The 24,281-nt window shown below is 56.2% G+C and carries 22 protein-coding genes and 1 tRNA gene; 14 read left to right on the forward strand and 9 right to left on the reverse strand.

The features are described 5' to 3' along the window. Positions 1-20 precede the first annotated feature (20 nt). On the forward strand, positions 21-1,064 hold the full coding sequence (locus J4P41_RS13125) for a tyrosine-type recombinase/integrase (RefSeq protein ID WP_426067486.1): 1,044 nt from the start codon (positions 21-23) through the stop codon (positions 1,062-1,064). On the opposite strand, the gene J4P41_RS13130 is transcribed toward J4P41_RS13125, so the two are convergent. The 3 genes from J4P41_RS13130 to dksA form a co-directional block, all read right to left on the reverse strand. Beyond that, positions 1,061-1,711: a DUF4760 domain-containing protein gene (locus J4P41_RS13130; RefSeq protein ID WP_426067487.1), complete on the reverse strand. Its 651-nt coding sequence runs from the start codon at positions 1,709-1,711 to the stop codon at positions 1,061-1,063. The two genes, J4P41_RS13125 and J4P41_RS13130, sit on opposite strands and share 4 nt — an antisense overlap. Positions 1,712-2,170: 459 nt before the next feature. Beyond that, a tRNA-Thr gene (locus J4P41_RS13135) sits at positions 2,171-2,245 on the reverse strand. A gap of 54 nt (positions 2,246-2,299) precedes the next feature. Next, the gene (dksA, locus tag J4P41_RS13140; RefSeq protein ID WP_026017597.1) at positions 2,300-2,713 is read right to left on the reverse strand and encodes an RNA polymerase-binding protein DksA; all 414 of its coding nucleotides are present in this window, start codon (positions 2,711-2,713) and stop codon (positions 2,300-2,302) included. 230 nt (positions 2,714-2,943) lie between these two features. Here dksA and J4P41_RS13145 point away from each other — a divergent pair, with 230 nt between their 5' ends. The 3 genes from J4P41_RS13145 to J4P41_RS13155 are packed head-to-tail and all read left to right on the forward strand — an operon-like array spanning position 2,944 to position 4,774. Next, positions 2,944-4,074 carry a flagellar basal body P-ring protein FlgI gene (locus J4P41_RS13145; RefSeq protein ID WP_023944684.1) on the forward strand — a complete coding sequence of 377 codons (1,131 nt, stop codon included), beginning with the start codon at positions 2,944-2,946 and terminating at the stop codon, positions 4,072-4,074. Then, complete coding sequence (locus tag J4P41_RS13150; RefSeq protein WP_023944683.1) at positions 4,074-4,373, forward strand: rod-binding protein; 300 nt, start codon at positions 4,074-4,076, stop codon at positions 4,371-4,373. The genes J4P41_RS13145 and J4P41_RS13150 overlap by 1 nt, the downstream gene beginning before the upstream one ends. A gap of 2 nt (positions 4,374-4,375) precedes the next feature. Then, positions 4,376-4,774, forward strand: a complete 399-nt coding sequence (locus J4P41_RS13155; protein ID WP_023944682.1) for a hypothetical protein — start codon at positions 4,376-4,378, stop codon at positions 4,772-4,774. Positions 4,775-4,784: 10 nt separating this feature from the next. On the opposite strand, the gene J4P41_RS13160 is transcribed toward J4P41_RS13155, so the two are convergent. Both J4P41_RS13160 and hpnH read right to left on the reverse strand, forming a co-directional pair. Then, positions 4,785-6,077, reverse strand: a complete 1,293-nt coding sequence (locus J4P41_RS13160) for a hemolysin family protein (RefSeq protein ID WP_023944681.1) — start codon at positions 6,075-6,077, stop codon at positions 4,785-4,787. A 143-nt stretch (positions 6,078-6,220) separates the two neighbouring features. Beyond that, on the reverse strand, positions 6,221-7,417 hold the full coding sequence (gene hpnH, locus J4P41_RS13165; protein WP_010503805.1) for an adenosyl-hopene transferase HpnH: 1,197 nt from the start codon (positions 7,415-7,417) through the stop codon (positions 6,221-6,223). Positions 7,418-7,720: 303 nt separating this feature from the next. Between hpnH and J4P41_RS13170 the strand changes: the two genes are divergently transcribed. The 5 genes from J4P41_RS13170 to J4P41_RS13190 all read left to right on the forward strand — a co-directional run bounded on the left by J4P41_RS13170 (position 7,721) and on the right by J4P41_RS13190 (position 12,902). Beyond that, positions 7,721-8,374, forward strand: a complete 654-nt coding sequence (locus J4P41_RS13170) for an ABC transporter substrate-binding protein (RefSeq protein WP_426067488.1) — start codon at positions 7,721-7,723, stop codon at positions 8,372-8,374. 58 nt (positions 8,375-8,432) lie between these two features. After that, entirely contained in the window at positions 8,433-9,647 is a 1,215-nt protein-coding gene (gene hpnI / locus J4P41_RS13175) for a bacteriohopanetetrol glucosamine biosynthesis glycosyltransferase HpnI (RefSeq protein ID WP_426067490.1), read from the forward strand. Then, positions 9,644-11,068, forward strand: a complete 1,425-nt coding sequence (gene hpnJ / locus J4P41_RS13180; RefSeq protein WP_023944678.1) for a hopanoid biosynthesis associated radical SAM protein HpnJ — start codon at positions 9,644-9,646, stop codon at positions 11,066-11,068. Before hpnI ends, hpnJ begins: the two co-directional genes overlap by 4 nt. A gap of 96 nt (positions 11,069-11,164) precedes the next feature. Next, positions 11,165-11,989, forward strand: a complete 825-nt coding sequence (gene hpnK / locus J4P41_RS13185; protein ID WP_426067491.1) for a hopanoid biosynthesis-associated protein HpnK — start codon at positions 11,165-11,167, stop codon at positions 11,987-11,989. 100 nt (positions 11,990-12,089) lie between these two features. Next, positions 12,090-12,902: a c-type cytochrome gene (locus J4P41_RS13190; protein WP_426067492.1), complete on the forward strand. Its 813-nt coding sequence runs from the start codon at positions 12,090-12,092 to the stop codon at positions 12,900-12,902. Positions 12,903-12,954: 52 nt separating this feature from the next. Here the strand turns inward: J4P41_RS13190 and J4P41_RS13195 are convergent, their stop codons facing one another. Then, positions 12,955-13,935 (reverse strand): adenosine kinase, encoded by a 981-nt coding sequence (locus J4P41_RS13195; RefSeq protein WP_426067493.1) that lies wholly within the window; start codon positions 13,933-13,935, stop codon positions 12,955-12,957. Between the two features lie 293 nt (positions 13,936-14,228). On the opposite strand from J4P41_RS13195, the gene J4P41_RS13200 reads away from it, so the two are divergent. The 5 genes from J4P41_RS13200 to J4P41_RS13220 all read left to right on the forward strand — a co-directional run bounded on the left by J4P41_RS13200 (position 14,229) and on the right by J4P41_RS13220 (position 21,767). Beyond that, on the forward strand, positions 14,229-14,912 hold the full coding sequence (locus J4P41_RS13200) for a bactofilin family protein (protein ID WP_426067494.1): 684 nt from the start codon (positions 14,229-14,231) through the stop codon (positions 14,910-14,912). Between the two features lie 300 nt (positions 14,913-15,212). After that, positions 15,213-18,386 carry an efflux RND transporter permease subunit gene (locus J4P41_RS13205; RefSeq protein WP_062023167.1) on the forward strand — a complete coding sequence of 1,058 codons (3,174 nt, stop codon included), beginning with the start codon at positions 15,213-15,215 and terminating at the stop codon, positions 18,384-18,386. Then, positions 18,386-19,564: an efflux RND transporter periplasmic adaptor subunit gene (locus tag J4P41_RS13210; protein ID WP_010503820.1), complete on the forward strand. Its 1,179-nt coding sequence runs from the start codon at positions 18,386-18,388 to the stop codon at positions 19,562-19,564. The genes J4P41_RS13205 and J4P41_RS13210 overlap by 1 nt, the downstream gene beginning before the upstream one ends. Continuing rightward, on the forward strand, positions 19,564-21,195 hold the full coding sequence (locus tag J4P41_RS13215) for an efflux transporter outer membrane subunit (protein WP_426067495.1): 1,632 nt from the start codon (positions 19,564-19,566) through the stop codon (positions 21,193-21,195). The genes J4P41_RS13210 and J4P41_RS13215 overlap by 1 nt, the downstream gene beginning before the upstream one ends. A 233-nt stretch (positions 21,196-21,428) precedes the next feature. Then, positions 21,429-21,767: an energy transducer TonB gene (locus J4P41_RS13220; protein WP_211567769.1), complete on the forward strand. Its 339-nt coding sequence runs from the start codon at positions 21,429-21,431 to the stop codon at positions 21,765-21,767. A 37-nt stretch (positions 21,768-21,804) separates the two neighbouring features. Here J4P41_RS13220 and J4P41_RS13225 read toward each other — a convergent pair whose 3' ends face one another. The 3 genes from J4P41_RS13225 to trxA all read right to left on the reverse strand — a co-directional run bounded on the left by J4P41_RS13225 (position 21,805) and on the right by trxA (position 24,201). Further along, a complete protein-coding gene (locus J4P41_RS13225; RefSeq protein ID WP_010503823.1) occupies positions 21,805-22,449 on the reverse strand; it encodes a GcrA family cell cycle regulator in 645 nt (214 codons plus the stop codon). A 133-nt stretch (positions 22,450-22,582) separates the two neighbouring features. Continuing rightward, positions 22,583-23,788, reverse strand: a complete 1,206-nt coding sequence (rnd, locus tag J4P41_RS13230) for a ribonuclease D (RefSeq protein ID WP_426067496.1) — start codon at positions 23,786-23,788, stop codon at positions 22,583-22,585. A gap of 86 nt (positions 23,789-23,874) precedes the next feature. After that, entirely contained in the window at positions 23,875-24,201 is a 327-nt protein-coding gene (trxA, locus tag J4P41_RS13235; protein ID WP_010503828.1) for a thioredoxin TrxA, read from the reverse strand. Positions 24,202-24,281: the final 80 nt, after the last annotated feature.

Consider the following 24,281-nt stretch of genomic DNA (forward strand, 5'->3'; position numbering starts at 1 on the left):
TATGAACGAGAGAACCTGACGTGGCACGCCCCAGAAGCACAGACCCATCCTACAGCCTCGCAGAACGGAACGGGCGTTTCTATGTCCAGTGGTGGGACGGAAAGGCAAAGAGACGTGTTTCACTCGGCACGGCAGATCGCGAGGAAGCAAAGCGCAAACTGAGACAGTTCATGGCGGGACTGGACTCCCCTCTTCCGCCAGAAAGCCCGACTGTCCGCATGATTCTTGCTGGATATGTTGAGGATCGCAGACCGCGCGTCAGAAGCATTGCCAGCATCGAGTATGCCAGTGCAGCCCTGAATTCTCACTTGGGCGATCTGAAACCAGAGCACCTAACGCGCCAGGTCTGCCGTAAGTATGCAGATCAGCGACGTTCTGAGGGCGCACGTACCCCATCGCGCAAGACGAAGAAGCCTCTTTCGAACGGCACCATCATCCGTGAGATCGTGACGCTTCGCGCCGCGTTGCGATGGGCCGTCAGTGAAAAGTGGATCTCGCAAGCACCTCAGATCGAAGCGCCCCCTGCCCCACCGGCTCGCGAGCGATGGCTAACCAGAGACGAGGCAAAGCGACTACTTGCGGAAGCAAAGACGCCGCACGTCCATCTTTTCATTCTGATCGGTCTCTATACCGGGGCTCGAACAGGAGCGATTCTGGATCTCACATGGGATCGAGTCGATTTTATATCAGGGATCATCAATTTCGGTGCGGGAGAGAGCAATAAAAGACGCTCAATCGTCCCGATGGTGCCTCAACTAAAGGTAGCCCTCCAGGAAGCAGTCCGGATTCGCTGTACGGATTATGTAGTGGAGTTCAACGGAAAGAAGATCGCGTCAGTGCGTCATGCTTTCCGGGATTGCACCGTTGCAGCCGCCCTGCAGAACGTCACGCCTCATACACTGAGACATACATGCGCCACCTGGATGGTCATGAATAGCGTGCCGTTTGAGATGGTGGCCAAGTTCTTGGGAAACAGTGTCGATATGATCGAACGGGTTTATGGGCATCATAGCCCTGATTGGCTGAAGAGTGCCGCAGACGCACTCTCCAGAGACCATTCCTAACGACCAGCACCGAACACCCATCTTATAGGCTTTTGCCATTTAGGAACGGGCTTAATCGGCGGAAAGTTTCTCGGCCCTTCTTGTCGCCACTTCAGAGCGAGTCTCTCGAAATTTTCATACAAATTATAGTTTTTGTTTCTTCTACGTAGTTCACCGACAAATGTACTCAATTCCTCCCAGTCACTGATTAACGTCTGTCGGAGCCATTGGTTATATATATTTTCACAGAGTGAATGCTCACGAATTCCTATAGCTAGCATTTCATATTTGTTTATTACAGAAGCTATTGCTTTTGTCTGTATTGTCGATTTATTTTTTGGATAAGCCCATCTTACAAGATCTCCTTGAGTTTTTACTTTAAGAAATTCTTCTCTCTGAGATCTCAAATATTCATTTGTTTGCTCAAGAATAATTAGATCAATTGTAGCTTTCTTTTTTCCAATGAGTCTATTTTTGTTACTGGTGCGAATAACATTAATCCATGCGCCTGCTACAGCAATGATAACACCAATAATACCTAAATAGGGAATTATCCAAGGAGTGTGATGCAAATCAGTGCAGGTAAGATGCATCATATGAGAATCAAAAATGCGAGCCCCATCTTGTTGGAACTCGCATGCTAGAGAAGGAGAACTTTTATCGGTCACGAGAGTTACCTAATATTTCAAAAGGTAACTCCCTCTAACACCCCTGGTTGGTTTAGCCAAACCAACCTTCACGTAGGGGGGCTCCAAACCAACCTTCACGGTTGGGAGTACCAAACCAGCCTTCGCGATTACGTACGCTCATAAAAAACTCCTTACAAATTCGAACGGCTGATTCGTGGAAGAGAACTTCGCTAACCAACATACCGTTCGTAGGTAGACATCATAGCAAACTATGGTGAGGTCAATAGGTTTCGTTTGGCAGATTGTGTTTTCTCACAAACATTATGGTGAATTTAATGTCGGAGAAATTGAAACCAATTGATTTTCAGGGATTAGAAAAAGTGTATCAATTTCCGCGACCAGTCAAGAGCATTAACTGAACGCGTCAAACGTGATCAATTCTGTGCCAATTGGCCCAGAAAACTCTGATCATATGATAACCATTTTCTGGGAAGAGACTGGTGCTGCTGGCGAGGATTGAACTCGCGACCTCTCCCTTACCAAGGGAGTGCTCTACCACTGAGCTACAGCAGCATTCCGTTGCCTTGGCGCGCTTCGTATCCTCTCAGCGCGCCCAGTGCAACCCCCTTAATCGTCGCGATGCACCTTTTCCATACGTTCATGACGTTCCTGGGCGTCGATGGAAAGCGTTGCAATCGGGCGGGCTTCCAGGCGCTTGAGGCCAATTGGCTCGCCTGTTTCTTCACAGAACCCGTAGCTCCCGTCTTCAACACGCTGAAGGGCCATATTGATCTTGGAAATCAGCTTACGGGCGCGGTCACGCGTTCGCAGCTCAAAAGCACGATCCGTCTCAACACTGGCACGGTCGGTAATATCGGATTCATGAATACCACCTTCTGAAAGGCTGGCGAGCGTTCCGTCAGCTTCCTTCAACAGGTCAGCACGCCAGCGCAGAAGCTTCTGCCTGAAGTACTCCACCTGAAGGGGGTTCATGAACTCTTCTTCGTCGGAAGGGGTATAATCCGGCGGCAGCGTAATCATGCGCATCCAATCCCTGCTAGTCCGCCAACGTCCGATCGAGAGCCGTAGGCGATAACGCGCGGCTTATAGCCACCGCAGGCCGTTTCGCCAACCCCGAAGATCCTTTTCAGTTTTCGCGCCAAGCGCAGAATTCTGCGCTCATGTTAGGGGTTTCTTTACGATCCCGCGCCATTCTGAGGGCCGAAGGCTGTTTGAGGCAGCTCTACCCGTCAGGATTTCACTGAACTTTCATGCCTTTTCTCCCCCTTCTTCTCTCCTGTACCCGGCGATTGACTGCGCTTTTGTGTGCCGTAGCTTTGCTTATGCCCAGCATGACGCTAGCGGCCACCGTTCGCATCAAGGACATCACGGACATGGAGGGCGTACGAACCAACCAGCTCATCGGCTACGGACTGGTCGTCGGCCTCAACGGCACCGGAGACAGGCTTACAAATTCAATTTTCACACGAGAAACCTTGATTTCAATGCTCAACCGTCTGGGCGTGAACATCAGAGATCAGGAAACCCAACTTCAGACTCATGATGTGGCGGCGGTCATGGTTACTGCCGACCTTCCAGCTTTTGCCCATGGCGGAAACCGGATTGATGTCACAGTATCCGCAGCAGGCGACTCCTCGTCTCTGACGGGCGGCACCCTTCTTGTCACGCCACTCATGGCGGCAGATGGAGAAGTATACGCTGTTGCTCAAGGCAGTCTGGCAACCAATGCGTTCAGTGCCCGTGGAGCCGCAGCATCCATCACACGCAATGTTCCAACCAGTGGTCATATTGCCAATGGTGCTGTCGTGGAACGCGAAGTCCCTTTCGATCTGAGTCATCGGCAGAATCTGCATCTCAGTTTGCGCAATCCTGATCTGACAACAGCAAGCAGAATAGCTGCCGTTATCAATCGTACATTAGGGCCAATTGCTGTTGTCCAGGATCCGCGCACCGTCCTGCTGGATCTCAGCACACATGACCCCGTTTCGACCCTGTCGCGTATCGGAGACCTTTTGGTAACGCCGGACAATCCAGCGAAAGTCATTGTGGATGAGGCGAGCGGGACCATCATCATGGGCGCAGACGTGCGCATCAGCACGGTCGCCGTGGCACAGGGAAACCTGACCGTTCAGATCACGGAGACCCCTCAGGTTTCACAACCTGGACCATTTTCCAATGGGCAAACTGCCGTGGTGCCTCGAACGAACGTGAAGGTCGACACTGGCAAGAACAATCATCTGGCCGTCATGCAGGGCGGAGCGACACTCCGAGAACTGGTCTCAGGGCTAAATGCCTTGGGAGTAGGACCACGTGACATGATCAGTATTCTGCAGGCCATCAAGGCTGATGGCGCCCTGCAGGCAGAACTGGAGATGCGTTGATGACCGTTTCATCTATCCCAACATCCACACAGGGTTACGCCTTGCACAATACCGCCCCTGACACTGCAAAGACCATGAAAGCGGCTCAGGACTTCGAATCCATGACCATTAATCAAATGCTTCAACCCATGTTCCAGACAGATGATGACAGTCAGAACATGTTCAGCGGTGGAGCGGGTGAAAAGCAGTTTCGGCCCATGATGGTGGAACAGATCGCCAAGCAGATGGAAAACAATGGCGGCATCGGCCTGACGGATGCCATCAATCGTCAGATGCTGGCTATGCAGGAACAGAAATGAGCATGCTTATCATTTCGGCCATGGAGAAACTCGTCTCCATTCTGGAAGCGGAGAATGCCTGCCTGTCCCAAGGCCGCATTCCTGAAGCCCTACTCCTGACATCGGACAAAAAAAGTGCTGCCTCGGCTTTGGGAGACGCTATTGAAGCTGCCTCATCTCAGGATATGTGCGTGTTTGCCGAGACGGCCATTTCTCCCGAACATCGCATACTTCTGGAAACAATGTTGAACCTGAGCAAACAGAACGGGGATCTGCTTCAGCGCGCCATCAAAACGCAGAAGCGTCTGATCGAGCTGCTCACCGACCCTCTCCCTTCGGAATCTCCACAGGGCTACGGCAGCATGGGAAGTTATGCCGACAACCCCTCGAAACGTCAGTCACTTTTCGTCAGCCGCGCCTAACGCGCAAAAGTCAGTTTTCTGCAAGCACCTGGCGACTGACCTTAACTTTTGCGACACGGCGGCGCTCCATATCCATGACTTCGAACAACCATCCTTCGAAAGCTACCTTGTCCCCCTTGGCCGGAACACGTCTCAGCAAGGCCAGAATCACACCGCCAAGCGTGTGATAACTACCCCCTCCCGGAAGCTCAGGCAGGTCCAGGCGAGACCGTAACTCATCTGCTGGCATGAACCCGTCAAACACATATTCATCGCTTCCTTCAGCAGCCTGAAGTTCCGAAGAACCACCTTCCGCCTTTTCTTCGCCGACGATTGCTTCAAACACGTCTGACGGCGTAACGATCCCTTCAAACGAGCCATATTCGTCCAGCACGAACGTAATGCCGAGGTTCACACCACGCATGCGCTCGATCATATCCTGTGCGCTCAGACTGTCTGGAATAACCGGTGGTTCACGCAACGCGGCTTCAATGGAAACAGACATCCCCAGAAGCAGGCGGTCCATGATGTCCTTGGCAAGGATAACGCCCACCGGATGATCGACATCCCCTTCGCACACCACGATCCGGGCATAGGAAGACTGTCTGAGCTTACGCACCAGGGTTTCCTGATCCGCATGACGATCAACCCAGAACAGCTCATTACGCGGCGTCATGATGGCGCGAACAGGACGATCAGCCAATCGGAGCAGACGCTCGATCATGGCCTGCTCATCTGTTTCCAGAACGCCTGCACGGGCGCCTTCTGCCAGTACGGCGCGTAGTTCTTCTTCCGTCACAGCCGCACGGGTCAATGGACCGACGCGCAAAAGACGCAGCACAAGCGAAGACGTCCCACTCAGCAACCAGACAACGGGCTGAGCCACACGAGCGACCACGACAAGCAGCCAGGACAGACGGGACGCGATCAACTCAGGTTGCTGAAGAGCAATCTGCTTCGGCACGAGTTCGCCAAAGACCAGCATGGCAAAAGTAATGGTCGCGACGACCAACACGATCGAGAGTTCACCCGCAAAAGGATGAAGCGTCGGGACAGTTGCAATCCAATCCCGGATATTGGCTTCGATCTGGCTGCCGCCGAATGTTCCTTCCAGAATAGAGACCAGCGTCATGCCGATCTGGACTGTTGGAAGGAAAGCGTGCGGATCATCCGCAAGTCTTAAGGCTGCCGGGGCTCCACGTACGCCCTGCTTCGCAAGAACTTCCAGCCTTGGACGTTTGGCTGAAATAAGGGCCAGCTCTCCCATGGCAAAAACAGCATTCAGGAGAATGAGCAGGCAAATAACAAAAATGGGGGTCAACATGATCCGGCCAGAGTAATGAGACCGTGATGATAGTCAGGACTGATGCCGGACACCATGATATTCATGCGACTAATGAGCGGGACACAAAAAAACCGGCCCCTGAAGGCCGGTTTCTGTGTCTGTCATGATCAGAAAAAACTGATTTAGTCAGCGGCATCCGCAGCCGCTGGAACAGAATTGGCTGCTGCACGCCCATTGACACGGACACGAGGCCCACGGGCAGGCTTTCCACCCGTCGAGATCTTTTCCATCTGCTGCGCTACCTGAGCCTCATAGCCATATTCGGCCGGACGCTGATTGGCGAGCGAGATTTCCGGGACCATCGGCTTTTCGGTTTCCGGTCCGAACAGCGCGACCTTGGCGATGTGCCAGGGACGACGGACGGCATCCATCACGGCTGTGGATTCGTAACCAGAGTGAACCATGCAGTCAGCGCATTTCTCATATGCGCCGGTGCCATACTTATCCCACTCAGTATCGTCCATCAGCTCCTTGAAAGTCTTGGCGTAGCCTTCACCCAACAGATAGCACGGACGCTGCCAGCCAAACACAGTGCGGAGCGGCTTGCCCCACGGCGTGCAGTGGTAGTTCTCGTTGCCAGCCAGGAAGTTCAGGAACAGCGGCGACTGCGTAAAGCGCCACTTCTTGCCCTTACCCAGACGGAAGACGTCACGGAAAAGCTGCTTTGTCTTCTGACGGTTGAGGAAGTGTGCCTGATCTGGAGCGCGCTCGTAAGCATATCCCGGGGCCGTCATGATGCCATCAACACCAAGTGCCATGACTTCATCAAAGAATGCCGCCAGGCGCTCAGGAACAGCGCCATCAAACACTGTGCAGTTGATGGAGACGCGGAAACCGCGAGCCTTGGCGGCCCGGATTGCTGCCGTTGCCTTTTCAAACACGCCATCCTGACAGACGGACGAGTCATGCATCAGCTTGTCGCCGTCCAGATGCACGTCCCAGGAGAAGAAGTGGGAAGGCTCGTAATCGTCGAGCTTCTTCTCAAGGAGAAGACCGTTTGTGCAGAGATAGACGTACTTCTTGCGCGCAATCAGACCCTTGATGATCTGCGGCATTTCCTTGTGCAGAAGGGGTTCGCCACCTGCAACGGCAATGACTGGTGCACCTGCTTCCGTATCGGCATCCAGGCATTCCTGAAGGCTCATACGCTGGTTCAGGATCTGTGCTGGGTAGTCGATCTTACCACAACCCGCGCATGCGAGGTTGCAGCGGAACAGCGGTTCGAGCATCAGGACCAGCGGATATCGCTTGCGGCCCGTGAGGTGCTGCTTGACAACGTACCGCCCGACTCGGACAGCCTGCATCAAAGGAACGGCCATTATAATCCTCTGGTTTTGGCTTCCGGGAAAATGCACCATGACAGCACGCCGGAGGCCTTACACATCTGAATGAGGCCCGGAAGGCCCTGGCAATGTCGGTCTGGGGTAACCGGCACCGGAAGGGCGCGTCGGACTCTTGATTGACTGGCTATAGCCTCATTGTCATGTGGGCCTCAATGTCGTTGGTTGCAATTCTATGTAGTGATGTGGCCATTCGATCACAGAACGATTTATGCATCTGGCGGTTGTTACCGTGCAGCAGGAGCATGACCTCTTGCACAAAACGTCTCAGAGGACGAAAGCATGACCATGAATTCCCGATTTGCTCAGACAGCGACTCTGTCCTTTCTCACGGCCTGCCTTCTGGCAGTTCCCCCTGTGACAGCAGCATACGCTCAGACTGCCGCGGCAGAAGCCCCGAATACCGCTTCCGCCATTGCTCCAATCCAGGGTCTTTATGACGCGCTGAAATCCGCCCAGACGACGGGAAAGACAGCTCAGCAGCGTGCGACAATAATTGCCCCAGCCATTGATCGGGCCTTCGACCTCGAAGCTATCCTGCGTCGCTCGGTGGGTATTCGGTACAACAATCTAAGCCCGGATGACCGCTCGCGCCTGCTGGGTTCCTTCCGTCAGTTCACAATCGCGCGATATGCATCGTCTTTCAAACCGGGCAGCAATGCGGTTTTCGTCATCAAGCCGCAAACCCGCTCCAACCCGACAGGCGGCCAGATTGTGGATACAACGATTGGTGCCAGCGCAGACAATGGCACACCCATTGATTACATTATGACGAGCGGCGCCTCCGGCTGGCGTGTCACGGATATTTTGCTTGATGCCCACATCAGTCAGGTTGCAGCCCAGCGCGCCGACTTCGGTGGTACCCTGTCAAAGGGGGGCGCCAAGGGACTTGCAGATATGCTCGACCAGAAAACAACACAGTTCCTGCATGACTGACGACAACCGGGCAGGACCGTTCTTCCCTGTTGATATGCAGGGGAGATAAGAGACCGCCGTGCCTTCTCCTCTCTCCATTGCCGCTGGCTTTTGCAGTCTTGTTTCAATAGCTGGCAACATACAGGCCCTGACAGGTGCTCTGCTTCTTGCGCGTTTTCGGAGCCGGGAACGCCGGGCAGACGAGTCTGTTCGCCTGTCTGACAGGGACTGGCCATTCGTTACGGTTCTCAAGCCGCTCCATGGCAATGAACCCCTGCTGAAGGACGCGCTGGAAAGCGTCTTCCAGCAGGATTATCCCGCTTTCCAGATCGTGTTCGGTGTTCATGATCCATCGGATACAGCTCTTGCCGTCGTTGAAAACCTGCGTCAGGTCTACCCTCAGATCCCTGTCAGCATCGTCGTCAATGCTGCGGAACACGGTCCCAACCGGAAAATCAGCAATCTCATCAATATGTACGATGAGGCGCAGCATGACGTTCTGGTCATTTCAGACTCTGACATTCATTGTGCCCCGACCTATCTGAAGCATGTTGTCGAAAGTCTCGAGAAGCCAGAAACAGGTCTGGTGACAACTCTTTATGCAGGACGCACGGCAGCTGGAACACTGGTTCAGCAACTCGGGGCCTGCCAGATCAACCATAATTTCCTGCCAGGCGTAATGATGTCACGCCTGCTGGGTCGTCAGGACTGTCTCGGCGCTACCATGGCTCTGACACGCCAAACCCTGACCGAAATTGGCGGACTTGAAGCACTGGTTGATCACGTGGCAGACGATGCCGAGCTTGGCCAGCTTGTCCGTCAAAGGGGCGAGACTATCGCCATTGCTCCGTCTCTCACCCATACGACTGTTGGCGAGCACACCCTGAGCGAACTGCTCTCTCACGAGCTGCGCTGGGGTAGAACCGTCAAGAATGTCGAACCTGTCGGCTATGGCCTGTCCTCGATTCAGCTTCCGCTGTTCTGGGCCGTCACAGCCGTTCTCTTTCGTCCCAACACATGGTGGACCTGGCTGCTGCTAGGGCTAACATGGGCCATTCGCGCCCTTGGAAGCCGGATTATCGACCGTGCGACAGAGTGTCCTCTCCCTGCCGCAATTCCCTTTCTTGCTGTTCGTGACTGGCTTTCCGCAGCCATCATGGTGGGCAGTGCCAGAGGGTCACGCGTTGCATGGCGCGGCAGAACGGTCCATATCGCTCGAAGAAAACGCAAATCTTCGGCGAGCGCCACAGCGTTCCAGTCTGGCGCCACCACCCACAGGAGTGTCCGATCATGATGAGAACCCTTTTTCTCCAGCCTCCTTCCTTCGACGGCTTCGATGGTGGTGCAGGCTCCCGTTATCAGGCCAAGCGTGAAATCAAGTCCTTCTGGTTTCCGACATGGCTGGCCCAGCCTGCTGCTCTGGTGCCCGGCTCCCGCCTGATTGACGCTCCTCCGGCAAAGATGGGCATGGACCCGATTCTTGAGGACGTGAAGAACCGCGACCTCGTGATCATGCACACGTCCACGCCGTCTTTCGCATCCGACGTCCGCGTGGCGCAGATGATCAAGGACGCCAACCCGAAGATCATGATCGGCATGGTTGGCGCCAAGGTTGCCGTTCAGCCGGAAGAAAGCATGAAGCAGGGTGGCCCGATCGACTTCGTGGCCCGCAACGAGTTCGACTTCACGATCAAGGAAATCGCTGAAGGCAAGCCGCTTGCAGAAGTGGACGGCATCACCTGGCGCAATGCCGACGGTGAGATCATCGCGAACAAAGACCGCGCAATGATCGAGGACATGGACAGCCTTCCGTTCGTGACGGAAGTCTACAAGCGTGACCTGAACATCAACGACTACTTCATCGGCTACCTGAAGCACCCGTACATTTCCATCTACACGGGTCGTGGCTGCAAATCCCGCTGCACGTTCTGCCTGTGGCCGCAGACGGTTGGTGGCCATCGCTACCGCACGCGCAGCCCGGAACATGTTGCTGCCGAGATCCGTCTCGCCAAGCAGTACTTCCCGGAAGTGCAGGAATTCATGTTCGATGATGATACCTTCACGGACGACCTGCCCCGCGCAGAAGCCATTGCCCGCGAGATGGGCAAGCTGGGCGTCACCTGGTCCTGCAATGCCAAGGCGAACGTTCCTTACGAGACCCTGAAGGTCATGAAGGAAAACGGCCTGCGTCTGCTTCTCGTGGGCTATGAGAGTGGCAACCAGCAGATCCTTCACAACATCAAGAAGGGCATGCGCGTCGAAGTCGCCAAGGAGTTCACGAAGAACTGCCACAAACTGGGTATCAAAATCCACGGCACGTTCATCGTTGGTCTACCGGGCGAGACGAAGGAAACCATTCAGGAAACCATCGCCTTCGCCAAGGAAATCAACCCGCACACGCTGCAGGTTTCCCTGGCTGCTCCTTATCCGGGCACGGCCTTGCATAAGGAAGCGACTGAAAATGGCTGGCTGAACGTTGATGCCGCGGAGCTGATCGACGAGAACGGCGTGCAGATCGCTCCTCTGCATTACCCGCACCTGTCGCACACAGAAATCTTTGAAAGCGTCGAGGAGTTCTACCGGAAGTTCTATTTCCGCGGCTCCAAGATCGCGTCCATCCTGAACGAGATGATCCGCAGCCCGCAGATGATGAAGCGCCGTCTGCGCGAGGGTGTGGAATTCTTCCAGTTCCTCAAGGACCGTCACGCAGCCTGAGACCGTTCCTGACGGCCTCATTTTCTCGAAAGGGGCATGGCTTGGCGGCCATGCCCCTTTTTTCATGACTTTTGCCCCCTGTTCCGGAACGTCATCATGACCCGTCGCGCCATTGTTTCCGCCGATGATTTCGGCATGAGCCTGGAAGTCAACGAAGCCATCGAGGCTGCGCATCGCAAAGGTGTTCTTTCGACGGCAAGCCTGATGGTGGCCGGAGATGCCGCGGCTGACGCGATCCGTAGGGCCAAGTCCATGCCCGATCTGCGGGTAGGACTGCATGCTGTCGCGATCGAAGGGAAATCCGTACTCGACCTTCCGGCCATTACGGACGAACAGGGCTGGTTTGGTCGCGATCAGCTTCGACTGGGTGTCGAATATTTCTTCAGTCCCCATGCCCGAAGCGCCATCCGCCGTGAAATCGAAGCGCAGTACCGCGTTTTTGCCCGGACAGGCCTTCCGCTGGATCACGCGAACGCACACAAGCATATGCATCTACACCCCACTATAGGGCGCTTCCTGATTGAGTCAGGCCTTAGTCACGGCCTCAAAGCCGTTCGCTCCCCTTTTGAGCCGCCTGAACCAGTGGATGCCAAAGATAGCTTCGGTGATCGTGCCTTGCGCCGGTGGATCGGCGTGCTTCGTCATCAGATCCGCAAAGCGGGCCTCAAGACAAATGACTGGTGCTTCGGGCTACGCTGGTCTGGCCATATGACACCGGACCGCATCCGCTCCCTGATCCCGAAATTGCCGGACGGTGTCAGCGAGATCTATTTCCACCCCGCCACAGCCCAGAACGCCATGATGCACCGCTTCATGCCAACCTACGACCAGGAAGGAGAACTGGCAGCGCTGCTTGATTCCGATGTTCGGGATGCTTTCGCACGCGAGAACGTCAGCCGGGTCGGCTGGTCGGACCTTTAAGGCGTCGCACTGCCCTCTTTTTTGCTGTTTACGCATCACGTTGCGCTATCATTATGATAGCAGAGAGATAAACCTCTGAATGGGCGGGAGATTTTGACGCGTGAAGGTTAAAATGAACGGACGACAGCTTTTCGGGCGACTGCTTATTCTCGCATGCCTGATGGTTTCCCCAGCCTGGGCTGACCCAACCTCGGTTCTCAGCGTCAAAGATGGCGATACCGTTCACAAGTTCAGCGTCGAAGAACTTTTGCACCGACCAGAGACCCAGAGGCTAGATCTTTCCCACATCAAACAGCCTCTTGGGCCGGACGTCCCGGCCATTCCGCTAGCAGCCCTGATCCATCAGGATGACGCACTGGCTTTTCAAGCCACAGATCTCTTTACGGCGGAAATCCCCCGCAGCGTCTTCGAACAGGCCCGCAAGCATCATATTACGGGATGGATCGCAATCGAGGACAAGGAATGGCCGAAGCGCCATCTGCATGGCCACGATCTGGGGCCTTTTGCCCTGATCTGGACGGGAGAAGACGTTGGTATCATCAAGCAGGAACAGTGGGTCGATCAGCTTGCGGCCATTTCCCCCTCATCCAGCAATGAATTACCTCCTGCGACCAGCCCTGCAGCAGCCCAGGGGCAGGTTGTCTTTGCAGAAAACTGCCTGCCCTGCCATCAATTGATGGGCGTTGGTGAGGGCACGATGGGTCCGGACCTTGGGCGCCCTGTTCCGGTTACAGAGTACATTACACCCAAGGGACTACGCGCCATCGTCCGCAACCCGAAACAGGTTCGGAAATGGCCGAGCGAGCATATGGAAGCATTCCCCGAAAGCGCAATTTCGGAAAGTGAACTGGATGCTCTCTGGGCCTATCTTCAGGAGGTTGGCCAGTCTGGCCTTGCCCAGAAACATCTCTGACACATCAGCAACAAAGTGATCCGGGAGAAGGATGCTCCCGGATCGTGGCCAATCAGGCGCGCAGGGCAAAATCTTCCTGCGGGCGCGCGCCAAAACGCGTGATGATCGCGCCGGCTGCCTGATTGCCGAGCTTCGCACACGTTACAAGGTCATGCTTCTTGCTCAGACCTGCGAGGAAACCCGCGGCAAACGCGTCACCCGCACCCGTCGTATCCACAACCTTGACCGGCGTGGTCGGAACATCGTGACGCTCGCCCTTGCTGATGACGACAGCTCCCTTTTCACTCCGCGTGACGATAGCGAGCTGGGTTTCTGCGGCAACCTGACGAAGAGCGTCTTCAAAATCCGTCGTTTCGTACAGCGCCAGAAGCTCGGCCTCGTTGGCAAAGAGAATGTCGACATGACCGGCAACGAGACCTCGGAAAGCCGCGTGATGACGACCGACACAGAACGTGTCTGACAGAGTCAGTGCAACCTGACGACCAGCCTTTCGCGCCAGCGTAGCGGCATGCTCGAAAGCAGCCTGCGCGTGCGGCTTGTCGTACAGATAACCTTCCATGTAGGTGATGGCGGCATCCGCAACCGTGTCTTCATGCACGTCTGCCGGTGTAAATTCCGTGCAGGCTCCGAGATAGGTGAACATTGTGCGCTGCCCGTCGGGCGTTACGAGAACAATACACCGCGCGGTCGGAATGTCTTCAGACGCAGCCAGCGGCTGGGACGGAAAAGTCAGGCCCTGATCGCGGATATCCTGTGCAAAATGGGTTCCGGCCTGATCTTCAGCAACCTTGCCGAGATAAGACACTTTTGCGCCCATGCGTGCTGCAACCACAGCCGTGTTGGCGCCGGAACCACCACCAGCCACACGCTCGACAGCAATCCGGTTTTCAATGGCCTGTGCCGTTGCCGCGTCAATCAGGGTCATGCTGCCGGGAGTGGCACCGAGATCGGCAATAACCGTCGGATCAACGGAAGCAAGAACATCGACAATGGCGTTACCGATGCAGAGAAGGTCGTGCTTGGGGGCGGACATCAAGGCTCCAGAGTTCACAAAAAGGCAGAAAATCGTTCAGGACGCCATCTGCGCCATGAAATCAACACGATCATAGGGGCCCTCTTAGGGCACGCCAACACCCCGGATGACCCCCTCTGCTGTTGAGTGCATGTCAGATTATGACATTTAGCTGAAAGCGCGGGTTGTCCGTCCGGGGCGTGACCGTGTAAGCCTTGTCAGAGGCCGCTCCTGATCGCGTCTGCATTCGCAGGGCTGCCAGAGGGCGACCGAGACAGAGTCATTGTTTTTTCCAGATCCGTAGCGGGGTTTCCTTGTTCAGAAGACGCAAACCGGAAGAAGACGCAAAGCCTGCCGAGACCAGTCAGCTCGCCGGGCAGCCCATCTTTCCCAGCCGGCCGGATGCTTCCAGCCAGACCACTCCTGCGTCCGGATCCGGAACCGCCAGCCCCCAGCCCAATCAGCAGAAGGACCCCGCCTCCATGGGTCGTACCCCTTTCCCGGCACCGCCATCCCCGAACAATCTGCCGGGCGCAACGCCGGCCGCAGCACCTCGTCCGGGTGCAGCAGGTGTACCGGGCGCTCCGCGCCAGACGGGCCCAGAGCGTCGCACGCTGGTCGTTGGCCGCGGCATCAGCGTTCAGGGTTCGGTTCAGGATGCCGAGCGTCTGGTCGTTGAAGGAACTGTCGAGTCCAGCATGATCCAGGCGGCTGAAGTCGTTGTTGCGCAGGGCGGCGTTTTCCGCGGTGCAATCGAAGTTGAAGATGCGGAAGTGGCTGGCACGATTGACGGCACCCTGACCGTCAATGGCAGCCTCACAATCCGTGGCAGCGGCCGTCTGATCGGCAAGGCAAAATGCCGTCGCCTGCAGGTTGAAGACGGTGGCCAGATCACAGGCCAGCTCGAAATGATTACGGATGGCGCCGCACCGCGTCTCCCGATCGCGGAGCCTGCCAAGACGGCCCCGGAAGTGGCAGAGGAAAAGGCTGAAGGCTAATCCTTCTCCGCTTTTATCTGACGGTTCTGAAAAGCCCGTTCCTCATTACGAGGGGCGGGCTTTTTTATGTGCATGACACGCGAGTCAATAAAAATCAGATATAGAACTTTCTGAAAAATAATAAAATTGTTTTTAATAAATATATCTTCATTAAAAAATACACAGAATTCTAAACAACAAACAACATATTAAAACTGCATTTAATTAAATCTCTGTATTAAATGGGAGTTTAAATCCAGTTCTACAACATAATGTGTATATCGGCGCATCTACCTAAACCGCATCAGGACGCGCCAACCAATGAATGCCATTGTTGTCACCGCGCTAAGACGACCCTTAACGTTCGTCGTCCTGTCGATTCTGATTGTGATGCTTGGCATCCTCTCGATCCTCAGGACGCCAACGGACGTATTCCCCAACATCAAGATTCCGGTCGTTGCAGCGGTCTGGACCTATCCAGGTCTTCTGCCGCAGGAATTTGCTGGTCGTATTACTTACAACTTCGAACTGGCCGTCACGACGACAGTCCAGAACATCGAGCATATGGAGTCCAACTCCTATTATGGTCGTTCGATTGTAGACATCTACTTCCAGCCCGGCACGCCCATCGGGGACGCCGAAGCAGAAGTGACAGCAATTTCCCAAACGGTGCTTCTTGGCCTTCCGCCGATGGTACCAGCGCCAATGATCATGGCTCTGAACCCATCACAGGTGCCTGTCATTGCGCTTCAGATCACGTCTGACAAACAGACACCATCGGATCTGTTCAAACTCGGCGTAATTACGGTTCGTCCGCTGCTCGCAACTGTTCCGGGTGCCGTCGTGGCGCACCCGAATGGTGGCATGGACAGTTTTGTCATGGTTTCCATGAACCAGGCGGAACTCCGGGCTCATCATCTGGCTGCTGCGGACGTGCAGGCTGCCCTGCGCAAGCAGAACATCGTTCTGCCCGCCGGTGACCAGAAGATCGACGCAACCGACTGGATGGTGCAGACCAACGCCGCCCCGCAGAGCATGGAAGACATCGCCAATATCCCCGTCAAACGGGTCGGCAATGCGGTCATCTATGTACGGGACGTCGCGGACGTCTATCGCGGTGGGCATCCTCAGACGAACCTGGTGCTGGTGAAGGGCCGTCAGGCCGTTGAAGTCATTACCCAGAAGGGCGGCACGGCCTCCACGCTGGATGTTGTTGCCGCGACCAAAGCGCTCCTCCCGCGGCTACGCAGAATCCTGCCGCCTGATGTGCATGTCTCCATCCTCGAAGATGCCTCTGTGATGGTGAAAGACCAGATCAAGGACGTCGTGCAGGAAATGATCACTGCCGCGTTCCTGACCGGTATCGTGGTCCTGCTGTTCCTTGGTTCCTGGCGCTCGACCGTCATTATCGCAACCTCTATCCCGCTAGCCATTCTGTGTGCGCTCATCGGGCTGGGATGGGCAGGTCAGTCCATCAACGTGATGACACTGGGTGGCCTCGCGCTGGCCGTCGGTATTCTCGTCGATGACGCCACCGTCATGATCGAAAACATCGATACCCATCTTGAGATGGGGAAGGATCTGGAGCTCGCCATCATTGACGCGGCCAACCAGATCGTCATCCCGACCTTCGTATCCACAACCTGCATCTGCATTGTCTGGCTGCCGCTCTTCGAGCTGGACGGCGTGTCGGGCTACCTGTTCATGCCGATGGCAGAAGCCATCATCTTCGCGATGATCGCGTCCTTCATCCTGTCCCGTACGCTTGTGCCCACCATGGCCAAGTATCTTCTGGCCGGGCAGGTTCATCATGGCGCACACGGTGAAACCGATCACGGCCACCCGGAACCGAAAGGCTTCTTCGGACGCTTCCAGGCTGGCTTCGAAGCCCGCTTCAACCGCTTCCGTGATGGCTATGGCGCGCTGCTGGAACGCTGCATCGGCCGCCGTGGCGCGTTCGTTGGCATCTTCCTCCTGATTTCCATTGCCTCAACAGGACTCTATGCCTTCGCGGGCCGCGACTTCTTCCCGGAAGTCAAATCCGGGACCCTTCAGATGCACATGCGTGCACCTCTGGGCACGCGTATCGAAGTGGCGGGCCGTATTGCAGCTCTTGTGGATGATCGCATCCATCAGGATCTGCCGGGCAAGGTGGAAAGCATCATCTCGGATTGCGGCCTGCCAGAAGGCCCGCACAACCAGGCCTTCATGCCGACACCCAGCGTCGGAACGCAGGACTGCGACCTGACGATTGCTCTGAAGAACGAAGCCTCGCCTGTCTGGGACTACCGCAAGCTGCTCCGCAAGGATCTGTCACAGCGCTTCCCTGGCACCGTCTTCACCTTCCAGCCTGCTGATCTGACCCAGAAAATTCTGAACTTCGGATCTTCCGCTCCGATCGACATTCAGATTTCCGGTCCGGACGCCATGCAGAACTACGACTATGCGCGTCACGTCATCGGCAAGATCCGTCAGGTTCCGGGTGCTGCGGATGTGACCATCCAACAGACCATGTCCACTCCAACCCTGATGGTGAACGGCAACCGCACCTTCGGTCAGGCGACCGGCGTGACGGAACAGGACATCGCCCAGAACGAACTCTACACCCTGTCAGGCTCCGCCGTAGTGGACCCGCAGTTCTGGCTGGACCCGGAAGACAACGTCACATTCCCGCTGAACCTCTACACGTCACAGGACCAGATGACGCATCTCAGCGATCTTCTGACCATTCCTGTGGATAAAGGTGAAGGGAATCCCGAAAACATCGACCCACAGCTTCTCGGTGCTGTCGCAGACGTGGTGGCCGCTGGGACACCGGGCGAAGTCTCTCACTACAACTCAATGTCCGAGATGGACATTTATGTGAACGTCGAAGGCACGGACATGGGCTCCGTTCTGGACGGCGTGAAGAAAGTTCTGGCAGACGACGCACACAACGTCCCGCGCTCGGCTGAAATCGACGTGCATGGACAGGCCACCACCATGCATGGTGCCTATTCCCAGCTTGTTTTCGGCCTCTGCATCTCTGTGGTGCTGATCTATCTGTTGATCGTTGTGAACTTCCAGTCCTGGCTTGACCCGTTCATCATCATCACGGCTCTGCCGGGTGCTCTGGGCGGCATTGCCTGGGCTCTGTTCCTGACGGGCACACGCCTGTCGGTTCCGGCCCTCACCGGCGCCATCATGTGCATGGGAACGGCCACTGCCAACTCCATCCTCGTGGTTTCGTTCGCCCGTGAACGCCTTGAAATCCATGGTGATGCCCTCAAGGCCGCGCTGGAAGCCGGCTTTGGCCGTATCCGTCCGGTGCTCATGACGGCACTCGCCATGATTGTCGGCATGATCCCGATGGCGATTTCGAACTCCACGAACGCACCGCTTGGCAAGGCCGTCATCGGCGGCCTGCTGGTCGCGACGATCTCGACCCTCCTCTTTGTCCCCTGCGTTTACGCCATCCTCCACAACCGTTCCTCGCGTCAGAAGGAAACTGTCTAATGGCCAGCTCTCCGAAAATCTTCGCCATTGCGGGAAGCTGCGTTCTCGCGCTTTACGTGGGCTTCATCGTTGTTGAAAAAACCCATGCAGCAACGGAACTGAAGGCTGACACCGAAGCCGGCGCGATCCCGAACGTTGCCGTCATCACTCCCAAGCAGTCCCCGGAAAAAGTCGCCCTGACGCTGCCTGGCACGATTGACGCCTGGTATCAGGCACCGATCTATCCGCAGGTCTCCGGCTACGTGAAGATGTGGTACAAGGACTACGGCGCGCATGTAAAAGCCGGTGACGCTCTGGCCGAGATCAATGCCCCGGCCCTTGATGCACAGTATGCGCAGGCCAAAGCGGATCTGGATTCCGTAATGGCGAAATATCACCTCGCCACCGTGACGGCAGAACGCTGGCGGGCCATGGGACGGTCCCAGTCTGTCTCAGGGCAGTCCGTCTCGGTTTCCAACGCGAACGAACAGTCTGCGCATGCAGAAGTGGACGCCGCACAGCGCAACGTCGATCACTTCGAGGCTCTTGAGAAGTTCAAGACCATCGTGGCTCCGTTCGATGGCGTTGTGACCGCACGTAACATCAACGTCGGCGATTACGTCAACAATGGTGGCGGCGGACTGAACTCAACCGGCGGTGCATCCGAACTGTTCACGGTTGCAGATGTTCAGAAGCTGCGTCTGTTCGTCTCCGTGCCGGAAACCTTCTCCTATGTTCTGCAACCTGATCTGACGGCAACCATCAGCGTCCCGCAGTATCGTGGCCGCACCTTCGAAGCCAAATATCTGACGACGTCACGCGGCTTTGACCCCAACACCCGCACCGCCGTTGCCGAGTTCACGCTTGAGAACAAGGACGAAGTCCTGTGGCCGGGCACTTTCGCCTCTGCTGCCCTGAAGTCTCACAACGAAGACGCCCATCTGTACGAAATCCCGACCAGTGCGCTCGTTTTCCAGGAAAAAGGCATGCAGGTCGCTGTCGTGGATGAGAGCAACCGCGTGCATTACCGGAACGTGACGGTCGGCCGCATGGCAGACACCTCGACCGAAATCCAGACCGGCATATCCCCGACGGACCGCATCATTTCCAACCCGCCAGCCGACGTGCTGGAAGGTGACAAGGTCAATGTCGTGGACGGTCAGCGCGGCTACAACCAGTCCGGCTTTGGAAAGGACTGATGATGACTCCTATCCTTCGCCGCCTCTCACTTGCCTGCGGTTCGGCCCTATCTTTATTGGGGCTCTCCGCCTGTGATCTGGCACCAGCTTACAAAGCTCCGAACTTTGTCGTTCCGGCAAGTTGGCACGGGCAGGCACCATTTGCGCTTGCCACCCCGGCAGATACTGTCCTGCCGGAAAACTGGTGGACGATGCTTCAGGACCCGCTCCTGAACGAGCTTGAAGACCGTGCCACTGCGGATAACGGTGACATTCAGGCTGCTGCCGAACGCTTCATTCAGGCTCGTGCTCTCGTAGCCGCAGCGCGCTCGGAACTTCTTCCTCATGCCAGTCTGGAAGCAGGTGCGTCTGACAACAAACAGTCTGCCGATCGTCTGTTCCGGAATGGGGCAACCCTGACGCAGACGGAAGAGGAATACGGTGGCCTGTTGTCCTGGGAGCCGGATTTCTGGTCGTCCATCCGCAACCGCGTACGCTCGCAGAAACAGTTTGCCCAGCAACGCGCAGCAGACTTTGCCATGGCGCGCCTGAGCACACAGGCCGAACTGGCACGCGATTATATTGAACTGCGCGGCTATGACGCACAGGATGCGATCTACGCGCAATCCATTTCCTTCTACAAACGCGCTGTGACCATTACGGAAAATCAGGTTCAGAATCAGGCGGCCCCCCGTCTGGATCTGGCGCGTGCACAGGCGCAGCTTTACACGACACAGGCTGCCCAGCTTGATATTCAGGCTGCCCGTCAGGTCACGGAACATGCCATCGCGGTGCTGACCAATGCGTCACCTTCCACGTTCCATATTCCGCAGGTCCAGACGTTCAGTTTCATCCAGCCGCATATTCCGTCCTCTGTTCCTTCCGAATTGTTGCAACGTCGCCCGGATATTGCGTCGGCTGAACGGGAAATGGCCCAGGCCAATCGGGAAATCGGGATTGCCCGCGCGGCTTTCTATCCGCATATCGCTCTCAAAGTGGGCGGTGGATTTGCGGCTAATGGCTTCGATCTTGCCAATCTGGCCAACTCGCTTTGGACCTATGGCGCAAGTCTGGACATGCCGCTTTTTGATGGTGGTTTGCGCCGAGCCGAGCTTCAGCGCACCTGGTCCGCGTATCGGGAAACGCGGGACGAATATCGTGTGAAAGTTCTGTCAGCCTTCCGCGAAGTGGAAGATGGCCTATCCCGCACCGAACGTCTTTCAAAAGAAAACGAGGCGCTGGAACGGGCTGTCAAAGCCAATCTGGACACCCAGAACATGACCATGACGCTCTATCAGGGCGGTGTTGGCACCTATCTGGAAGCCATTTTCAGCCAGGAAAACACGCTGGAGAGCCGGATTCATCAGGTTGAAATCGCGACCCGTCTTTACACGGCGGACGTGGACCTGATCCGCAGCCTTGGTGGGGGATGGTCAATACGTAACCTTCCGACGATGGATCAGACGCTCTCTGTAGAGCCTCTGCAATACGACAATCTACACCATCCCAAACCGGTCGGTGATGTTAATGCGTCCCAGCACCCGGAACAGTTTGAAAACCTAAACGCTTCTGCTCCTGATACCCCCGGACTGGGTCACGGCAACACGTTGCCCGCCCTGCCCATGGGCAGCCTCTCAAACTCGATGCACTAAGTACAAAGGCCGGTTTCTCATCAGGAAACCGGCCTTTTAGATAACCTGACAGCCCAATTTTTCAGAAAACTCTTTGCAGAGACCAGACCAGCCTCCCATACTTTCCTGCTCACTCAAGCGTGCAGGACCAGATGGACCATCCGCTTCCCGCCCCTGAACCTTTGCCAGACGATGCCAGTCCTTCACGACGAGGCTGGAGCAGATCTTCGTGGACTGTTTGCGGACTGGCTTGCGTGTGCCTCACACAAGTACTGGGCGGCTTTTGGTATTTCCATCACCAGAACGATAGTCGCGCAAACCGCCGGGCCTCAATCAATCGGGCTTTGACGCCTGCAATGAAGTACCCCAAAAACCTGCTCCTGCGACAGGTTCAGGACCGGGTTTCACTAACATGTCAGGTCGATCCGACCGGGCATGCACATGGATGCCACATTACGGATGGGCGCTACATGGAATTCAACCAGACTGCCCTTGTTTTCGTGGAACATGCCATTTTCAATCCGGCACTCCAGAATGGTCATCCGGTGAAGGACGACCATTATACGCTGCACATCAATTTTCGTGTGAAATGAAACAAAAAAGCCGCCTCTGAAGGCGGCTTTTTCTGTATTAGTCCCGGCGATCCCGGATCTTCACATAAGCAATGGCGGCATGTTCCGCGCAGTAGGGTTTCCCAGGCAGCGGCGTTGCTCCACAAAAATGAAACCCCGGTGTTCCCGGATCACCGATCGGCCAGCAGCACGACGGCCCGCGACGGGCCGGACGGTCAATGCTCGCCGTGAAACGTGGTGGCGGAGCCGGACGCACAGGCGGTGCAACGCGCGGCTCAGGGGCCACGGGAGCAGGACGGGCCGCTGCTTCAACCTTGGCTGCGGGACGCGGCGGCGGAGAAGCCATGATGCTTTCCATAGCCGGAGACGGCTTGGGAGCGGCAGCAGGCTTGGCAGTTTCAACTTTGACCGGAACCGGTTTGGCTTCAGCCTTCTCTACAAAAAGATCGGCCGGAGCCTCAGCTTTCGGAGCGGGAGCCTTACGGGTCGGCGGCTTGCGACGTGGCGTTTCCGTGGACGGTGTTTCACCGTCTTTCACCTTGCGGTTACGGATCGGAGACGGGCGCGGTGGCAGCCCAAGGCGATGGGCCTTGCCAACAACAGCATTCTTCGTGATGGAAAGCTGGCGGCCGATTTCAGCGGTCGAAAGTCCCTGACTCCACAGCTCCCGAAGTCTGGCGATCGTCTCGTCCGTCCAGTCCATATACCGGTTCCTCTGTCCCGCATCCGGGCCTGTCTGGCCCACTATCCTGTTACCCTGCCCAACCCCGATCACAGGGTCGGGATAGTGTGGCTGACGTTCCTTACCAGAAAGTCATCCAAACGTCGAAGGGCGCTTATTCTACTTCGACGGGTTCACCTTCTGGGGCAACCCGCTGAAGTTCAACACAGCCTTTTACAACGGCCAGTGCAATCTCACCACGGACCAGCGCCTGTGCATCCAGCCCGAAAACTTCCCGGCGCCATCCCTTGAGCGCCTCGACCTCTGTCTCACCGACCGCAAGCCGATCCAGATCGTCAGACGAGGCCACAAGACGCGGAGCAACCTTATGTTGCTCACACTTGGCCGTTTGAAGAACACGCAGCAGCGCCACAAGCGCGGCCGACGGACGGATACGATCTGATTTGGACGGAGGCTTCGGCAGATCTGCATCCGGAAGGCTCTCACCAATACGGACAGCCTCGAGAAGCCCCTGCCCCATCTTGCCTTCCGCAAAACCGCGGGTCACGCCCCGAACGCGAGCCAGCCCCTCGATGCTGTTCGGTTTAATGGCCGCAATTTCGAGGAGACTTTCATCCCGGATAACGCGCTGACGGGGAATATCCGCGTTCTGTGCTTCCTGTTCACGCCATGCCACGATTTCCCGCAGAATACCGAGCATTCGGCGGTTATTCGTGCGGGCCTTGAGCTTTTCCCACAGGCGTCGCGGATCAGGGCGGAAGGTTTCTTCGGATGTCAGAACAGCCTGTTCAGCATCGGCCCAGCGCAGACGGCCTTCATCTTCAAGCTGCTTGCGAAGTGCAAGGTACACTGTCCGCAGATGCGTCACATCCGCTGCGGCGTAAGCAATCTGCGCTTTCGTCAGCGGGCGGGCTGACCAGTCACTGAAACGATGCGCCTTGTCGATAGCCTGACCCGTGATGGCACCCACCAGACTATCATAACCGACCTGATCGCCAAATCCGGCCACCATCGCTGCCACCTGTGTATCGAACAGGGACTGCGGAAGCCGGTTAAAAATATGAAGGAAGATTTCAAGGTCCTGCCGTGCGGCATGGAACACCTTGATGCATCCGGGCTCATCGAGAAGTTCGCCCAGCGGAGCCAGATCAATGCCCGGCGCCAGCGTATCAATAACAGCGACGTCTTCTGCGCCAGCAAGCTGCACGAGGCACAGTTCGGGCCAATAGGTTTTTTCCCGAACGAATTCCGTATCGATGGTAACGAACGGCTCCTGCTTCAACTTGTTGCAGAGCCGCGCAACCTCCTCACTGGAGGTTACGATGACGGGGGACGGGAAATCAGAGGCTTTCGGGCGCATGGCCCGATCCTACACAAAGGGATCGCCTCTGACCACGCCCCCACTGCCCTCGAATGAAGGACAATGAACAGCGAGTAGCCGTCAGATCAGATGGACTTGTCGATCCAAGCCTTGAGCTGGCTCTTTGGCATCGCACCCATCTGCTGTGCAACCGGCTTACCATCCTTGAAGACGATCAGCGTCGGGATGCTGCGGACGCCGTACTGCGTCGGGGCTTCCGGGTTGGAGTCGATGTTGACCTTGGCAACCTTCAGGCGACCCTGATACTCAGCGCCGATTTCCTCGAGCGCCGGAGCAATCATCTTGCACGGACCGCACCATTCTGCCCAGAAATCGACCAGAACCGGGCCGTCAGACTTCAGGACGTCTGTTTCAAAGCTGCTATCCGTAACGGCAACCGTATTTGCGCTCATGGACGTGTTCCTTGTGATGAAACGTGTTTCTGTAAACCGATATCGGCTTCTCTGGTCAGGTCTGCAAGAGCCTGCCCATT

Origin of the sequence: Gluconobacter sp. NFX36 (assembly GCF_049887835.1) — a bacterium.
In the GTDB taxonomy this organism is placed as follows: domain Bacteria; phylum Pseudomonadota; class Alphaproteobacteria; order Acetobacterales; family Acetobacteraceae; genus Gluconobacter; species Gluconobacter japonicus_A.

Bases quoted from the DNA above. Each gene is read 5' to 3' on its own strand.
- hpnH (WP_010503805.1), bottom strand. From the start codon at position 7,417: ATGGCCGTTCCTTTGATGCAGGCTGTCCGAGTCGGGCGGTACGTTGTC.
- J4P41_RS13155 (WP_023944682.1), top strand. From the start codon at position 4,376: ATGCTTATCATTTCGGCCATGGAGAAACTCGTCTCCATTCTGGAAGCG.
- J4P41_RS13150 (WP_023944683.1), top strand. From the start codon at position 4,074: ATGACCGTTTCATCTATCCCAACATCCACACAGGGTTACGCCTTGCAC.
- rnd (WP_426067496.1), bottom strand. From the start codon at position 23,788: ATGCGCCCGAAAGCCTCTGATTTCCCGTCCCCCGTCATCGTAACCTCC.
- J4P41_RS13210 (WP_010503820.1), top strand. From the start codon at position 18,386: ATGGCCAGCTCTCCGAAAATCTTCGCCATTGCGGGAAGCTGCGTTCTC.
- J4P41_RS13215 (WP_426067495.1), top strand. From the start codon at position 19,564: ATGATGACTCCTATCCTTCGCCGCCTCTCACTTGCCTGCGGTTCGGCC.
- hpnJ (WP_023944678.1), top strand. From the start codon at position 9,644: ATGATGAGAACCCTTTTTCTCCAGCCTCCTTCCTTCGACGGCTTCGAT.
- dksA (WP_026017597.1), bottom strand. From the start codon at position 2,713: ATGATTACGCTGCCGCCGGATTATACCCCTTCCGACGAAGAAGAGTTC.
- J4P41_RS13195 (WP_426067493.1), bottom strand. From the start codon at position 13,935: ATGTCCGCCCCCAAGCACGACCTTCTCTGCATCGGTAACGCCATTGTC.
- J4P41_RS13170 (WP_426067488.1), top strand. From the start codon at position 7,721: ATGACCATGAATTCCCGATTTGCTCAGACAGCGACTCTGTCCTTTCTC.
- hpnK (WP_426067491.1), top strand. From the start codon at position 11,165: ATGACCCGTCGCGCCATTGTTTCCGCCGATGATTTCGGCATGAGCCTG.
- J4P41_RS13205 (WP_062023167.1), top strand. From the start codon at position 15,213: ATGAATGCCATTGTTGTCACCGCGCTAAGACGACCCTTAACGTTCGTC.
- J4P41_RS13160 (WP_023944681.1), bottom strand. From the start codon at position 6,077: ATGTTGACCCCCATTTTTGTTATTTGCCTGCTCATTCTCCTGAATGCT.
- J4P41_RS13225 (WP_010503823.1), bottom strand. From the start codon at position 22,449: ATGGACTGGACGGACGAGACGATCGCCAGACTTCGGGAGCTGTGGAGT.
- J4P41_RS13145 (WP_023944684.1), top strand. From the start codon at position 2,944: ATGCCTTTTCTCCCCCTTCTTCTCTCCTGTACCCGGCGATTGACTGCG.
- trxA (WP_010503828.1), bottom strand. From the start codon at position 24,201: ATGAGCGCAAATACGGTTGCCGTTACGGATAGCAGCTTTGAAACAGAC.